This window comes from Actinomadura sp. SCN-SB (assembly GCF_043906805.1).
In the GTDB taxonomy this organism is placed as follows: domain Bacteria; phylum Actinomycetota; class Actinomycetes; order Streptosporangiales; family Streptosporangiaceae; genus Spirillospora.
On sequence record NZ_JBIMPP010000114.1, the window covers coordinates 1 to 12086 of the forward strand.

At 70.2% G+C, this 12086-nt stretch carries 12 protein-coding genes; 8 read left to right on the forward strand and 4 right to left on the reverse strand.

What is annotated here, in order from left to right:
• Positions 1 to 53 precede the first annotated feature (53 nt).
• Positions 54 to 980 carry a cyclase family protein gene (locus ACGWYJ_RS37550; protein ID WP_395111365.1) on the reverse strand — a complete coding sequence of 309 codons (927 nt, stop codon included), beginning with the start codon at positions 978 to 980 and terminating at the stop codon, positions 54 to 56.
• Positions 981 to 1017: 37 nt separating this feature from the next.
• On the opposite strand from ACGWYJ_RS37550, the gene ACGWYJ_RS37555 reads away from it, so the two are divergent.
• A complete protein-coding gene (locus ACGWYJ_RS37555) occupies positions 1018 to 2229 on the forward strand; it encodes a serine hydrolase domain-containing protein (protein ID WP_395111350.1) in 1212 nt (403 codons plus the stop codon).
• A gap of 11 nt (positions 2230 to 2240) precedes the next feature.
• Here ACGWYJ_RS37555 and ACGWYJ_RS37560 read toward each other — a convergent pair whose 3' ends face one another.
• Complete coding sequence (locus ACGWYJ_RS37560) at positions 2241 to 2981, reverse strand: SDR family NAD(P)-dependent oxidoreductase (protein WP_395111352.1); 741 nt, start codon at positions 2979 to 2981, stop codon at positions 2241 to 2243.
• A 23-nt stretch (positions 2982 to 3004) separates the two neighbouring features.
• Positions 3005 to 3634 carry an isochorismatase family protein gene (locus ACGWYJ_RS37565; RefSeq protein WP_395111354.1) on the reverse strand — a complete coding sequence of 210 codons (630 nt, stop codon included), beginning with the start codon at positions 3632 to 3634 and terminating at the stop codon, positions 3005 to 3007.
• 62 nt (positions 3635 to 3696) lie between these two features.
• On the opposite strand from ACGWYJ_RS37565, the gene ACGWYJ_RS37570 reads away from it, so the two are divergent.
• Genes ACGWYJ_RS37570 through ACGWYJ_RS37595 form a run of 6 tightly spaced genes read left to right on the forward strand, consistent with a single transcriptional unit; the run spans position 3697 to position 9666 of the window.
• Positions 3697 to 4395, forward strand: coding sequence for an endonuclease V (locus ACGWYJ_RS37570; RefSeq protein ID WP_395111356.1), 699 nt, complete (start codon positions 3697 to 3699; stop codon positions 4393 to 4395).
• A 53-nt stretch (positions 4396 to 4448) separates the two neighbouring features.
• Complete coding sequence (locus ACGWYJ_RS37575; RefSeq protein WP_395111357.1) at positions 4449 to 4850, forward strand: Zn-ribbon domain-containing OB-fold protein; 402 nt, start codon at positions 4449 to 4451, stop codon at positions 4848 to 4850.
• Complete coding sequence (locus ACGWYJ_RS37580) at positions 4847 to 5191, forward strand: VOC family protein (RefSeq protein WP_395111358.1); 345 nt, start codon at positions 4847 to 4849, stop codon at positions 5189 to 5191. Before ACGWYJ_RS37575 ends, ACGWYJ_RS37580 begins: the two co-directional genes overlap by 4 nt.
• A gap of 44 nt (positions 5192 to 5235) precedes the next feature.
• Entirely contained in the window at positions 5236 to 6819 is a 1584-nt protein-coding gene (locus ACGWYJ_RS37585; RefSeq protein ID WP_395111360.1) for a class I adenylate-forming enzyme family protein, read from the forward strand.
• Positions 6816 to 8924, forward strand: coding sequence for an acetate--CoA ligase family protein (locus tag ACGWYJ_RS37590; protein ID WP_395111361.1), 2109 nt, complete (start codon positions 6816 to 6818; stop codon positions 8922 to 8924). The genes ACGWYJ_RS37585 and ACGWYJ_RS37590 overlap by 4 nt, the downstream gene beginning before the upstream one ends.
• Positions 8911 to 9666: a glucose 1-dehydrogenase gene (locus ACGWYJ_RS37595; RefSeq protein WP_395111362.1), complete on the forward strand. Its 756-nt coding sequence runs from the start codon at positions 8911 to 8913 to the stop codon at positions 9664 to 9666. Before ACGWYJ_RS37590 ends, ACGWYJ_RS37595 begins: the two co-directional genes overlap by 14 nt.
• Here the strand turns inward: ACGWYJ_RS37595 and ACGWYJ_RS37600 are convergent.
• Positions 9663 to 11033, reverse strand: a complete 1371-nt coding sequence (locus tag ACGWYJ_RS37600; protein WP_395111363.1) for an amidase — start codon at positions 11031 to 11033, stop codon at positions 9663 to 9665. The genes ACGWYJ_RS37595 and ACGWYJ_RS37600 overlap by 4 nt on opposite strands.
• Before the next feature lie 738 nt (positions 11034 to 11771).
• Here ACGWYJ_RS37600 and ACGWYJ_RS37605 point away from each other — a divergent pair.
• Positions 11772 to 12086, forward strand: a 315-nt coding sequence (locus ACGWYJ_RS37605) for a DUF2637 domain-containing protein (RefSeq protein WP_395111364.1), incomplete at its 3' end; no start/stop codon positions are given.

The window sequence follows — 12086 nt, forward strand, 5'->3', positions numbered from 1 at the left end:
CACGACAAGCGACGAGCCGCCAGGCGAGGAGCACAGCTCGTGCTTGCAATAAATCACAGCACGGCGATGGGGTTGATGGGGCTGGCGGTTCCGCCTTCGATGGCGAGGGGGGCCGCGGCGAACAGGAAGTCGCCGCGGCCCGTCTCCGCCAGTCCTTCGAGCCAGAGCATTTCGGCCAGGTGGATGCCATGCCGCCACAGCAGGATCATGTGCAGGTCGTCGGTGAGGTCTTCGTCGGCGAGCTGGCGGGCGTTGAGGCCGCCGATGGCGGCGTTGTCGCTGGCCACCATGGAGACGTCGCGTGCGGCGAGCCAGCGGCCGGCGTCGGCGGAGAGGCCGGGCTGCCCGGACCAGTAGGCGTCGGGTCCTTCGGTGTGCCATACCTGCGGCCAGCCTGTGCGGATCACGGCTATGTCGCCTGCGCGCAGTTCGATGCCTGTTCGTTCCAGGCATGCCTCAAGGTCGTCCGGGGTGATGCGGTCGTCCGCGTTCAGGTGCGGGACGTCTTTGGACGCCGGTACGTCGAAGAGGACGCCTCTGCCGACGACGGGGCCGGCCTTGTCGATGCCGCAGCGTCCTGCACCGTACGAGCGGACGCGGTTGGCCGGATGCCCGTTGTAGATCGCGTCCCCTGTCCACATGTGGCACAAGGCGTCCATGTGGGTGGTGGTTCCGTGCGGGGTCACGACCAGGGCATCGTCGGCCACGCACAAGCCGACGCCCAGGGCCCGTGCCCCGGCGGCGTAGTCTCCACCGTCCACCGACATGAAGTGCTGCGGCAGGGGGCGTCCGCGCAGGTGCGGCACGGTCGTCGGGGCGGACGAGGACGTGGCCCCCCGTATGGGCAGGGACAGGCTGAGGACGCGTCCTTCCTTGACGCACCGGGCCGCCGCCAGGACCGCCTCGGGAGTGAGCAGGTTGAGGGCACCGCGTTCGTCTTCGGCACCCCAGCGTCCCCAATTGTTGGGTTCATCGAGCATCATTCGGTTTCAGACCTTCCATCGAGAGGACCGCAGGATGACCACAGTCGAGGGCACATGCGACCCGGCCTTCTCCGGTGTACGGGACGTCTTCGAGCGCAATTTCGCCGAGGGCCGCGAGCTGGGCGCCGCCGTGGCTGTGTACGTGGGTGGGCGCAAGGTGGTCGACCTGTGGGGCGGGGTGGCCGACCACCGTACGGGGCGGGAGTGGACGGCCGGGACGCCCTGTTTCGGCTTCTCGTGCACCAAGGCGGTGACGGCGACGGCCGCTCTGCTGCTCGCCGAGCGCGGCGCGTATGACGTGGACGGCCCGGTCACGGATTGGTGGCCCGAGTACGGGGCGCACGGCAAGGAGGGGACGACGGCCGCCCATCTGCTGTCGCACCAGTCGGGGCTGCCCGCGTTCGCCCGTCCGGTCTCGGCCGAGGAGGCGGCGGACGCGCCGGCACGGGCCGCCGAGCTGGCGGCGCAGGAGCCCGAGTGGACGCCGGGCGAGGCCCACGGCTACCACGCGCTGACCTACGGGTGGCTGGCGGGCGAGATCGTGCGGCGGCTGTCGGGTGGGCGGACGGTCGGCGAGTTCGTGCGGGACGAGTTCACCGGTGACCTGGACCTGTGGATCGGCGCTCCGGACGAGGTGATCGAACGTGCGGCCAAGCTGCGGGCGAGCCGTCCCAGAAGGCCCACGGAGAGCGCTGACGAGCCCGCTCAGGGCGCGACGTCCGATGCCCGCGAAGGGAAGCCGGCCGCGCGTGACGAGAGCGTCCTGAGCCGTATGGCGAGCGCGTACACCGACCCTGCGAGCCGCCTGAACCGGGCCCTCAACAACCCCAGCCCCGGGAAGGGCGGTTACAACAACCCGGTGGTGCTGCGGGCCGGCTGGCCGTCCGCGGGGATGCTCGCGACCGCGCCGGGGCTCGCCGGTTTCTACCGCGACCTCGTGGCGGGGCGGATTCTCAAGCCGGAGACGCTCCGGGAGGCCATCAAGCCGAGGGTGAGCGGCCCGGACCTCACCTTGCTGGTCGACAGTTCCTTCGGGCTCGGCTACATGCGCCCCTCGAAGACGTTCTTCACCCCTGCGGCAGGACGCGAGTCCGCGTTCGGCCATACGGGTGCGGGCGGCTCCATCGGCATGGGCGACATGGAGGCCGACCTGGCCGTCGCCTACCTTCCCAACCTCATGGGCGACCAGCTTTCGGGAGACCTCCGCGCCTACGGCCTGGTCGAGGCGGCCTACGCGTCGCTGTAGGAGAGGGGTCATCACTGCATCGTGATGCCGCCGCTGACCGAGAGGGTCTGGCCGGTGATGTACTCGGCGCGGTCGGTGCAGAGGAAGGCGACGATGCCGGCGATGTCGTCGGGGCGCCCGATGCGGCGCAACGGGATTTGCTTGGCGAGCTTGTCCAAGAGGCCCGGGTGGCTCTCGGACACCTTGCGGACCATGGGGGTGTCGGTGGGGCCGGGGCAGACGACGTTGCTCGTGACGCCGCCTTTCGCGGCTTCGCGGGCGAGGGTCTTGGCGAGGCCGAACAGTCCCGATTTCGTCGCCGCGTAGGCGCCTTCCCCACCCGAGCCCGCGCGAGCCCCATCGGAGGAGATGAAGACGAGGCGTCCCCACCCGCGTTCGGTCATGCCGGGGAGCAGCGCGCGGGTGAGCTGCATCGGGGCACGCAGGTTGATGCGCCACATGAGGTCCCAGTGGGATGGGTCGCTGTCCACGAACGGCTCGACGATGCTGACCCCTGCGTTGTGGACGAGGATGTCGATGTCCCCGACCTCTGTGGTGAACCGGTCGATGTCGTTGGGGTCGCCCAGGTCGACCTTCAGCGCGGTGCAGGTGTCGCCGAATGCCTTGGCGGTCTCCTTGGCGGCGGTGAGGTCGAGGTCGGCGACCACGACGCGGGCGCCGAGCGCTGCGAGGTCGGCGCATATGGCACGGCCGATGCCTCCTGCTCCGCCCGTGACCACGGCGGTACGTCCTGCGAGGCTCATTCCGTCCATGGAGTTCACCGTGCTCCCCGTGCTCACCGTGGACCTTCCCATGCCGCGATGAGGTCGTCCGTCGTCACTCGTGCGGCCAGGAGGCTGATGGTGTTGGCCATGATGGCGTCACCGTACTCGGCGGGCATGCCCGCGACGGCGTCGGTGAGGACGACGACGCGATAGCCGAGGTTGACCGCCTCCAAGCACAGGCCGGGGATGCCCAGGTTGAGGGAGACCCCGATCGCGACGACCGTGCGTACGTCCAGAGAACGCAGGGTCTGGTCCAGGGACGTGCCGGTGAACGGGGAGAACCCGTGGTACCGGCGGGCCTCGATGTCGGACGGGTCGGCCAGTTCCGGGACGACCTCGATGGCCCCTGTGCCCTCCAGCATGTGCTGTGGGTCGCGCAGGAGCGCTTTGATGAAGGGGGCGTTGCCGGTATGGCTGCCTGCCCGGTCGGGGCGGAAGGCGGCCGTGCATTGGATGACCCGTACGCCTGCGAGGCGGGCGGCGGCGGCAGCGCGGGCGGCGTTGTCCACCACCCGTCGTTCCGCGCAGGACTTCACCAGCTCTGGGAACTTGGCGAGGTCGCCGACGACGCCGCGCTGCATCTCCATCACCAGCAGCGCGGTGTGCCCGGGACCGGCCAGTTCGGCAAAATCGATCGCCACGCTAGTCAATCTAGCACTTGCTTGGGCGCGTCCTTCGGGGGCGAGCTGTAGCGTTCCGGCCCATGGAGGTACGCGATCTGCACCCGTGGCCGGACACGGCCGCGGAGGCCATGGCCGTCCAGGACCGGCTCCGCCCGCTGCTCGTCCTGGACGAGCCCGGCCCCGCGTCCCCTCGCACCGTCGCGGGCCTGGACGTGTCCTACGCGGACGGCGACGGCCCCACCCGCCTCGCCGCCGCCGTCGTGGTCCTGGAGACCCGGACGCTCTCGGTCGTCGAGACCTCGGTCGTGACCGGTACGGCGGCGTTCCCGTACGTTCCGGGGCTCTTCGCGTTCCGCGAGCTGCCCGCCCTCATCGAGGCGCTCAAGCGGCTCACCGTCGTGCCCGACGTCCTGGTATGCGACGGCTACGGCGTGGCCCATCCGCGCCGCTTCGGCCTCGCCTGCCATCTCGGGGTCCTGACCGGGCTGCCCTCGTTCGGCGTCGCCAAGACACCGTTCACGGGCTCGTACGACCCGCCGGGCGAGGAGCGCGGCGCGTCCGCCCCGCTGCGGGACTCCGGCACCGGCGAGGTCATCGGACGGGCGCTGCGCACGCGTGAGGGCGTCAAGCCGGTGTTCGTCTCCGTGGGCCACCGGATCGGCCTGGACGCCGCCTGCGAGCTCGCCCTCGCCCTCGCCCCGCGGTACCGGCTGCCGGAGACCACCCGCCGGGCCGACCGCCTCTCCCGGGACGCCCTGGCCGGCCTCCTGGCCTCGTAAGGCCCTGATAGGGGTATTGTTCGCTAACCAAGCGTGCGCTAGGTTGGCTCGCGATGGACCAGCCGCGCCCCGTACCCGCCCCGAGCCCGCAGACCGAGCCTTACTGGGCCGCCTGCGGGCGTGGTGAGCTGGCGCTCCAGCGGTGCGGCGGGTGCGCGCGGTTCGTCCACTTCCCCGAGGCCCGCTGCCCCTTCTGCGGCGGCACCGACCTCGCCTACACCAAGGTCGGCGGACGCGGCACGGTGCACACCTTCAGCGTCATCCACCGCTCGTTCCTGCCCGGCTTCGAGCCCCCGTACGTCATCGCCTGGATCGACCTGCCCGAAGGCGCCCGGGTCTTCGGCGACGTGACGGGCTGCCCGCACGAGGCCGTACGGGTGGGGATGCCGGTCGAGGTGCATTTCGCAGAGCTCGATGGGTTCGGCCCTATCCCCCACTGGAGGCCCGCAGCATGACCCGGATCGGCAATGTCCTCTACGGCGCCAAGGACGTGGACGAAATGGTCCGCTTCTACCGCGACGCCCTGGGCCTGGACGTGAAGTTCCAGGACGGAGACCGCTTCGCGGCGCTCGACGGTGGCGGCACCACGTTCGCCCTGGCCGGGCCCGAGGAGGACGTGACCGGGGGCGAACCGGCCGTGTCGTTCAAGGTCGACGACGTGGCCGCCATGACGGACAAGCTCACCGCGGCCGGGGCCACCCTCGTCCGCGGACCCGAGGAAGGGCCCCATGAGATACGCGCGGTCCTGCGCGATCCCTCGGGCAATCCCCTCATCCTCTACGCCGGCCGCAGCTGATCCCTAGCCATCCCCACCCGTTGCAACGAGGAGACGAACGAGCCATGGCGCGAGCGAACCCCCCGTCCGAGTCCCCGTTCAGTAACTACGCGTACGCGATCCTCACCGCGAACGCCCTCCGTACCCCGGACAAGGTGGCACTGACCTACTGCGGCGAGCAGAGCTTCACCTACGACCAGCTCAACCGGAAGGTCAACCGGGTCGCGCACGCGCTGCTGGCGGCAGGGGTCACGCCGGGCACCAGGGTGGCCTCGCTGATGAACGAGACCCTGCACGTCGCCGAGGTGTACCTGGCGCAGATGAAGATCGGGTCCATCGTGGCCGCGCTCAACCCGTACTGGCCCGCCGACACCCTGCGGCAGGTCGTGGAGCACTCGGAGTGCACCGCGTTCGTGTACGACGCGACCGTCGAGAAGCTCATCGACGAGATCCGCCCGGACCTTCCCGGGGTGAAGCTGTGGCTGCGCGTGGGCGGGCCGGGAGAGGGCTCGGTCGACCTGGACGCGCTCACCGAGGAAGCGAGCGAGGCCGAGCCTCCTCTGGGCGGATTCGGCGACGACCTGCTCGCGCTGTTCTACACCTCGGGAACGACGGGCCTGCCCAAGGCGGTCATGCACAGCCACTACAGCTCGCTGGCCAGCGCGCAGATCTGGCTGGACATCGACCGCGACCAGGACTCGGTGATGGGCACCGGCGCCATCATCTGGGGCATCGGCTTCCCCGCACTGGTCGGCCCCGCGTTCTATGCGGGGATGACTCTCGTCCTGGAGCAGGACTGGGGCCCGTCCAACTTCCTCAAGGTCGTGCCCAGGGAAAAGGTCACCCACGTCAGCCTGATCCCCAGCTTCTTCTCCGCGCTGCTCGGATCGGACGAGCACGCCGACGCGGACCTGTCGTCCCTCAAGGCGATCGTGCTGGGCGGCGAGCCGCTGCTGCCCGCACTGCGCGAGCGCATCATGGAACGGCTCCCGGGCGCGGCCATCTACAGCTACTACGGGCAGACCGAGGCCCCCTACACCTGCGTCGGGCGGCAGGACGACGGCAGCCAGGACCTCGCCTCGGTGGGGCGGGCCCGGATGTCCTGCGCGGTCCGCATCACCGACCCGTCGGGGAACCGGGTGGTCGGCGAGGTCGGCGAGATCAACCTGACCGGGCCGAACGTGATGCTCGGCTACGACAAGCTGCCCGACAAGACCGCCGACGTGCTGCGCGACGGCTGGTACGTGGGCGGCGACCTGGGCCGCATGGACGAGGACGGGTTCCTGTACGTGCTCGGCCGCCGCGAGGACTCCATCCTCAAGGGCGGCCAGTGGTCGCAGCCCGCGCAGATCGAGGAGGCCGCGCTGGAGGTCGACGGCGTCGCCGAGGCCGGTGTCGTCGGCGTCCCCGCGCACCCCGAGGGCCAGGACGCGGTCGAGCAGAAGGTCCTCGTCGCGGTCGTCCCGCGCGAGGGCACGTCCCTGGACGCCGACGCGGTCAAGGCCGCGCTCGCCGACCGGCTGCCGGAGCACCAGGCGCCCGACGCCGTCGTGGTCGCCGACGAGCTGCCGCACACGCAGGACGCGTCCGGCGGACCGGGCAAGCTGCTGCGCCGCGGCATCCGCGACCTCTACGCCGACCGCGTATGAGCGCTAGAGATGCTTCGGGCGCTGCGGCGTTGCACGAGCACGAGGTCAAGAGCCGGATCTCCGGTCACGGCATAGCCGTGCCGCGCGGTGCGACCGCCGCGTCCCCCGATGCGGTCGAGGGCGCCGCGACCGGCCTCACCCCTCCTCTGGTGGTGAAGGCGTACGGTCCCGGGCTGTTGCACAAGAGCGACGCCGGTGCCGTACGCCTCGGCCTTGAGTCGGCGGCCGCGGCTCGTGCGGCCGCGGCCGAGATGCTTGGCTCCTTGCAGGCTCAGGGGTACGTCCCAGAGGGCTTCCTGGTAGAGGAGCAGGCGCCACCCGGTGTCGAGGTCATCGTGGGGGCCGTCCGCGATCCCGCGTTCGGCCCGGTGCTGCTCGCCGGGCTCGGCGGCATCTGGACGGAGGTCCTGCGCGACACGGCGCTGCGGCTGTGCCCCATCACCGAGGCGGACGCGCGCGCGATGCTGGACGAGTTGCGCGGGCGCGCGATCCTGGACGGCTTCCGGGGCGGCCCGCCCATCGACCGGGACGCCCTTGTGAAGGTCCTTCTCGCGGTTGGGGGCGAGGGCGGGTTCGTAGAGTCGCTGGGCGACCGCCTTGAGGAGTTCGAGCTGAACCCCGTCATCTGCGGCCCGTCCGGGGCGATCGCAGTGGACGCGCGCCTGCTGGAGGCCGCGCCCGCGCCCGCCTCGTCCGCGTACGGGAACACGCCGTCCACGGACTTCGACCGGCTCTTCGCGCCGCGAAGCGTGGCGGTCGTGGGCGCGTCCACCAAGAAGCCCAACTTCGGCAACATGTTCCTCGGCTTCTACAAGGCCGCCGGTTTCAAGGGGCGGGTCGTGGCCGTGCACCCGACCGCGCCCGAAATCGACGGCGTTCCCTGCGTTCCGTCCCTTGCCGGTTCGGGAGTGGACTACGCGCTGGTGGCGGTCCCCGCTGCGCGCTGCCCTGCGGTGGTACGGGAGTCGGCGGGCATCCCGTTCGTCCAGGTGATGAGCGGCGGCTTCCGTGAGATGGGCGAACCCGCGCTGGAAGAGGAACTCCTCACGGCAGCGCGTGAAACCGGTGTGCGGCTGCTCGGCCCCAACTGCATGGGCGTGTACTCCCCTGCCGGTGGCCAGACGTTCCTTGGCGGCGAGCCGGGACGCCCTGGCCGCATCGCCCTGGTGTCGCAGAGCGGCGGCCTCGCCGGGGAGGTCATCAAGGTGGGCGAGCGGCGCGGCCTGACCTTCTCCAAGGTCGCCACGGTCGGCAACAGCGCCGACGTCACACCCGCCGAGCTGCTGCGCTACCTGGCGGACGACGGCGAGACCTCCGTCATCGGCCTCTACCTCGAAGACCCCCGGGACGGCCGCGGGCTCTTCGACACCCTGCGCTCGGTACGCAAGCCCGTCGCCGTCCTCGTCGGCGGGCGCAGCGGGCAGGGCAGGAAGGCCGCCGCGTCGCACACCGGCGGCATGATCAGCGACGCCCGGGTATGGCCCGCGCTGGCCGCGCAGACCGGGATCACCCTGGTCACCAGCCAGGACGACCTCATCGGCGCCCTGGACTTCCTGGACCTGCACGCCGGACGTCCCGTCCCGGCCGGACCCGGCCTGCTCGTCATCGGCCCGAGCGGCGGCGCCGGCGTGCTCGCCGCCGACGTGTTCGACGCGGCGGGCCTGGACCTGGCCCCGCTCCCGGACTCCACCCGCGATGCCCTACGGGAACTCGGCCTCGGCGCCGGAAGCTCCCTGGCCAACCCTCTGGAAATCCCCGTGGGACCTATGGGCAGGCCGGAGCTGGTAAGGCGTGCGGCGCAGGTGATTCTGGCTCAACACCCGTACCCGGATGTCATCATCCACATCAACGCGCAGAGCTTCTTCACCTTCGGCGACACCGCCGACCCCCTGCTCGCCTACACCCACACCATCGGCGCCCTACAGCAGGAACTGCGCAACACCCGGGTGACCCTCGTTCTCCGTAATTCCGAGTGCGCACCGCCGGGCGTAGAGGATTCCGTACGCGACGTTGCACGGTCGGCGGGAATCCCCGTCTACCGGACCATGGAAGCCGCCGCGGTCGCGGTGAACGCGGGCAAGAGGAGTTCACATGGGACGGCTTGACGGCAAGGTGGCGCTCATCACCGGGGGCGCACGCGGCATGGGCAAGGCCCATGTGCGGCGGTTCGTGGAGGAAGGCGCCCAGGTCGTCTTCGGCGACGTCCTGGACGAGGAGGGCGCCAAGCTCTCCGCCGACACCGCCAACGCCCGCTACGTCCACCTGGACGTCACGTCGGAGGCCGACTGGGAGAGCGCCGTCCGTACGACGCTGGACGCCCACGGGGCCCTGCACGTCCTGGTCAACAACGCCGGGATCATGCGGCACAAGACCATCGAGGAGATGACCCTGGAGGAGTGCCGCCGCATCCTCGAGGTCAACCTGCTCGGCCAATGGCTCGGGATCAAGGCGGTCACCCAGGCGATGCGCGACTCCGGCGGCGGCTCCATCGTCAACGTCTCGTCCACCGAAGGCTTCAACGGCGCCGCCGGCCTCGCCGCCTACAGCGCCAGCAAGTTCGGCGTACGCGGCCTCACCAAGTCGGCGGCCCGCGAACTCGGCCCGGACGGGATCCGCGTCAACTCGATCCACCCCGGCGCCATCGTCACCGCCATGTCGATGCAACAGGACGTCGTCGAGGCCACCGCCGACCGCGCCCAAGCCATCATGGACGGCCTCCCCCTGCGCCGCCTCGGCAGCACCGGCGAGGTCACCGGCCTGGTCGCGTTCCTGGCCTCCGACGACTCCTCGTACTGCACCGGGAGCGAGGTTACGGTGGACGGCGGCCTCCTCATCAGCGGCTTCTAACCCGGCCTGCGCTCCGTCCACTTCTCAACGGCCTCAAGCTGGGCCGCCAGCGAGATGAGCGTGGCCTCGTCGGAGTCGTGCCCCAGCAACTGCGCCCCTATGGGCAACCCTTCCTCGCTCAACCCCGCGGGAACGTTCACCCCAGGCCACCCGAGCACATTCCAGGGCCACGCATAGGGGCACGCCGCGGCGGAGGCACTCTGCGTCTTCCGCCACCCCGCCCCATCGAACGCGCCCACCTCGAACGGCAGCCGGGCCGTAGTGGGCGTCAGCACCACATCCGCGTACCGGAAAATCCTGCCGACCCTCCTCTGCAACCCCGGCTCCAACCTCTTCGCCAAGGGAAGCAGCCTGCGCCCCAGCACCCTCCCGATACGAGCCTCAACCAGCGTCCGAGGCTCGAAGACACCCTCCACCATGCCGTCCACCCAGTCGGCGACACCCGCCGTCCCGCGCGGCACCAGCCCCAACCCCACGAACCCGTAGTCAGGGTCGGCCGGGAACACCTTGTGCCCCAACGCGGTCAACCGCCGCGCCACCCGCTCCACAGCGGCCCGTATCTGCGGGTCCAACCTCGCCCCTGACCCGAACGCCATCTTGAACGAGACCGCCACCCTCAACCGCCGAGGCTCGACCCGCGCCGCCTCCTCGAACGACGAAACCGGGGCGTCCAGCCGATAGACGTCCTCGGGATGGCTCCCGCTGAGCACGTCCAGCAGCAACGCCGCATCCCCCACACTCCGCGCCAGCGGCCCCCACACCGTCAACCCGTAAAACGGATCCGTGTGCGGATACCCGGAAACCCTCCCCCGCTGCGGCTTGATCCCCACCAGCCCCGTCCAGGCCGCCGGTATCCGTATGGACCCGGCGCCGTCCGAGCCCACGGCCCCCGCGACCATCCCCGCCGCCACGGCTGCGGCACTCCCCCCAGACGACCCCCCGGGGCTGTACCTCACATCCCAAGGATTACGAGCACACCCCGTAGAGGACTCACTGAACGGCCAGAGCCCGATCTCGCACGTAGTGGTCTTCCCCACCACCACGGCCCCCGCCGCCCGGAGCTTCCGCACGACCTCCGCGTCCTTCACCGCAACCGGATGCCGTCCCCCCACCGCGAACGGCGTGGTCTCCCCCGCAAGGTCCGTGTCGTCCTTAATCGCAACCGGCACCCCCAACAGAGGCAGCCGTTCCCCTTCCCGCAACCGCTTGTCCGCGAGCCGCGCCTCCCCCAGCGCCCCCTCCCGCACCACCCGGAAGGCCCCCAGCTCGCGCCCTTCCTCGATCCGCCGCAACGCCTCCCCGACAAGCTCCTCCGAGGAGACCTCCCCGCCCCGCAGCAACGCCACCTGCTCCCGCAAGCCCCGCATGCCACCTCCCACACGCAGAACGATACAGAGACACCCCCGAAAAGACTCTGGCCCGTACGGCCCCCGAGCGGGGTATTACGGGCCGTACGAGCCAGAACCAGTCTCAATCAGGAACCTCAGTCGGAACCACAGCCGACGTTCGCTCTGCTCTCCGCCTATGCACCTCCGCCGATGTCTTGTAGTTGACACCGAGAACGCTAGGACCCCGCCCACCCCACCGGAACCCCTTTAAGCCTGCCTTAGGGAACCGCTGAGGAGGGCTTATCCAGCGATCATCCAGCCCAGTCCGCCCCAGCCGCTCTAGGAGCCACTCACCTGCGAAAACACAGGGAGAGGCCCAGATGAGCCGTCCGGGGCAGTCGACTCCCGTCGACCCGAATCGACAGCCGTTGGCTCCCCGGACTGGCTCCCCGACTCCCCTCCCGAACCCCAGCAGGGAGGGCACCTCATGCACTCACAAGATGCTCCCAACCGACACTTCCAGGAAGACGATCAAGTCCTAGTCTGGTTCCCACCCAAGGACGCCAACACCCAAGACCGCGACACGTGGTCCTGGCTACCCGGCACGGTCCTCACCCAATGCGCCCCCGACGAGTGGTGCGTGATCGTAGAAGTCCCGAGCCTCTCGTGTCCCGACCACGGCGACGCCCCCGAAAACCGCCTCTACCCCCTCTGCTACCGCGACGCGACCGAGATCCGCGCGGTAACCCCCCACGACTGGGAACGTTGATACCGGGAGTGGTCCAAATAGCTGACCGCCTCACCCGGATCACCACGACCTTAGCCGTAACCCTCGTCGCGATCGTCGCCGCAATCATCTCTTATCGCCACGCATACGAGCTGGTACGCACCCACGGCGAGTCCGGCACAACCGCCAGACTGGCACCGATCACAGTGGACGGCCTCATCTGGGCCGCCTCCATGGTGATCCTGGACGCAAGCCACCGAAAGCAACCCGTACCACTCTTGGCCAAGTGGAGCCTCGGCGTAGGCATCGCAGCCACCATCGGCGCCAACGTGGCGCACGGCCTGAACCACGGCCCCATAGGCGCC

Excerpts from the sequence above, each read along its gene's own strand:
- ACGWYJ_RS37550 (WP_395111365.1), bottom strand. The coding sequence starts at position 980 with ATGCTCGATGAACCCAACAATTGGGGACGCTGGGGTGCCGAAGACGAA.
- ACGWYJ_RS37555 (WP_395111350.1), top strand. The coding sequence starts at position 1,018 with ATGACCACAGTCGAGGGCACATGCGACCCGGCCTTCTCCGGTGTACGG.
- ACGWYJ_RS37560 (WP_395111352.1), bottom strand. The coding sequence starts at position 2,981 with ATGGACGGAATGAGCCTCGCAGGACGTACCGCCGTGGTCACGGGCGGA.
- ACGWYJ_RS37570 (WP_395111356.1), top strand. The coding sequence starts at position 3,697 with ATGGAGGTACGCGATCTGCACCCGTGGCCGGACACGGCCGCGGAGGCC.
- ACGWYJ_RS37575 (WP_395111357.1), top strand. The coding sequence starts at position 4,449 with ATGGACCAGCCGCGCCCCGTACCCGCCCCGAGCCCGCAGACCGAGCCT.
- ACGWYJ_RS37580 (WP_395111358.1), top strand. The coding sequence starts at position 4,847 with ATGACCCGGATCGGCAATGTCCTCTACGGCGCCAAGGACGTGGACGAA.
- ACGWYJ_RS37585 (WP_395111360.1), top strand. The coding sequence starts at position 5,236 with ATGGCGCGAGCGAACCCCCCGTCCGAGTCCCCGTTCAGTAACTACGCG.
- ACGWYJ_RS37590 (WP_395111361.1), top strand. The coding sequence starts at position 6,816 with ATGAGCGCTAGAGATGCTTCGGGCGCTGCGGCGTTGCACGAGCACGAG.
- ACGWYJ_RS37595 (WP_395111362.1), top strand. The coding sequence starts at position 8,911 with ATGGGACGGCTTGACGGCAAGGTGGCGCTCATCACCGGGGGCGCACGC.
- ACGWYJ_RS37600 (WP_395111363.1), bottom strand. The coding sequence starts at position 11,033 with ATGCGGGGCTTGCGGGAGCAGGTGGCGTTGCTGCGGGGCGGGGAGGTC.